This window comes from Pantoea sp. R102 (genome assembly GCF_004916815.1).
GTDB classification, from domain to species: domain Bacteria; phylum Pseudomonadota; class Gammaproteobacteria; order Enterobacterales; family Enterobacteriaceae; genus Pantoea; species Pantoea dispersa.
This window is the reverse complement of the sequence record NZ_SDFT01000248.1, coordinates 1-1,823: the sequence shown is the minus strand read 5'-3', so window position 1 is coordinate 1,823 and position 1,823 is coordinate 1. Positions and strand designations below refer to the sequence as shown.

Below are 1,823 nucleotides of genomic sequence, written 5' to 3'. Positions count from 1 at the left end.
CTGCATTTTCCCTGGCACACCGCTGGTGGCACTTTTCGCCACTTTACGGAACAGCACCAGGAACACCAGTCCCAGTACAACAGAGAAAAACATGGAGTCCAGGTTTAACGTCCAGAACGTTGCTGGCGCGTCGTGTGCATTCACCAGCTCGAAAGTACGCAGGTCCATCTGAAGATGTGTCAGATGATGACCTATGTATTCCTGCGGCGTTGAGATCTCTCCTGCGGCCATGATGCCTCTTACCCTTTGTTGTTAATTACAGCCGGCGCGACGATTTGTACCACCAGCACCGATAACCAGGTGATTGCGAGTGGCCAGAAGACCGCTCCAAATCCACCTAACGCCACAACGAGAAAAACAACGGTGGCAAACACCTTGAGCACTTCACCAAAGGCGAAGCTCCAGGCGACACGCCCTTTTGCCGGAGTTTGATCCTGCAGGCGCCAGGCTAAAAACATAAACAGTACGTTTGGCAGCCAGGCTGCCGCACCACCCGCGATGGCAGAGGCGCCCCAGGTGACATCTTTCAGGGCAAACAGCGCACCGATTACGACAAAGGTCACCAGCTGGATCACCAGCACGGTTCGGGCTAATTTCACACTGTAAAGAGACACTGACATGACGCTTAACTCTCCTGCCCCGAACGGGGTATGTCGCGTGTCGTATAAGACTGCCTTTACTCTTTTGAGTCAAGCAGCAAAAGCCGTGCAAATTATACGGGCCGCACCTGCGATTTCAATCGGTAAGTAGCGAAAAGGTGAACAATTATTTAAATTTCTTTCTGGAGGGCTATTTTTCAAAACATCCGCTTCGGCCTGCCTGACGAAACAGGCTTGAAATTGCCCGGCAGACTTGCTTTTAAAGCGTGCTTCAGATCACATTATAAGCACCCCCGGCAGCGATAATTTGCTTTTTAACCCCTGCCGCGCAATTAATCAAACCCGTAATTTACTTTTCTATCAGTGAGATAGAATTATTGTTCCAGGATTAGCGCCAGATTTTCGATAAAAACACTCTATTGACATCACCCACCGCAATAAAAACGTAAAACTGATATTACGTCCGCCGATTTATTGCAGAGTTATATTTTCCGCCGTGATTATTCGGCACAGTAAATACAGCGGTTAAAGTGATGTAACTGATAATGAAATGTGAATTATTCGTTAAATGTAACAGAGGTTTTCGGATAATTTCCGCGGCGGATGTTAACCTGCTTCCCCTGCCCTGTTGAATAAAAGCGTTTATCGTGACGCGTTCAACCGCTGTTTTTTTAGCCGGCTGCTGCGCTAAGCCAAACGGCATGAATCACGATAAATCCACACCGTTTGCGCGACTATTGCCGCCTGATCACCACCAGATGACGCTCACCTTCCAGTTCCGGCACCCGCAGTGGCTCAATTTTTTCGATGGCGAAGCCGGCAGGCAGCGCGGCAATTTCGTCATCCGGCCTGACGCCTTTCAGTGCATAGAAGTGGCCTGTCGCGCCCGGCAGATGATGACACCAGTTCAGCATGTCCTCCAGCGACGCGAAGGCGCGGCTGATCACCCCGTCAAACGGCGGCTCAGCCGGGAACTCTTCCACCCGGCTCTGCACCGGCGTGACGTTAGTAAGCCCTAACTCATGTTGCACCTGACGCAGGAAACGCACGCGTTTCCCGAGGCTGTCCAGCAGCGTAAAGTGCGCCTGCGGGCGGACAATCGCCAGCGGGATCCCCGGCAGGCCCGGTCCGGTACCGACATCAATAAAGCGCTCACCCTGCAGGTGGGGTTCTACCACGATGCTGTCGAGAATGTGGCGCACCAGCATCTGCTGCGGATCGCGC

Annotated in this window: 2 protein-coding genes and 1 pseudogene; all 3 read right to left on the bottom strand. The window is 52.2% G+C overall.

Features of this window, described 5'->3' with window-relative positions; genetic code table 11:
- Nucleotides 1-231: pseudogene (locus tag ERD80_RS20955) on the bottom strand (F0F1 ATP synthase subunit A); the annotation flags it as partial.
- Between the two features lie 8 nt (nucleotides 232-239).
- Nucleotides 240-620, bottom strand: coding sequence for a F0F1 ATP synthase subunit I (atpI, locus tag ERD80_RS20950; protein ID WP_021508185.1), 381 nt, complete (start codon nucleotides 618-620; stop codon nucleotides 240-242).
- Between the two features lie 713 nt (nucleotides 621-1,333).
- Nucleotides 1,334-1,823: 16S rRNA (guanine(527)-N(7))-methyltransferase RsmG (rsmG, locus tag ERD80_RS20945; RefSeq protein ID WP_136548404.1), on the bottom strand; the 490-nt coding region annotated here is incomplete at its 5' end.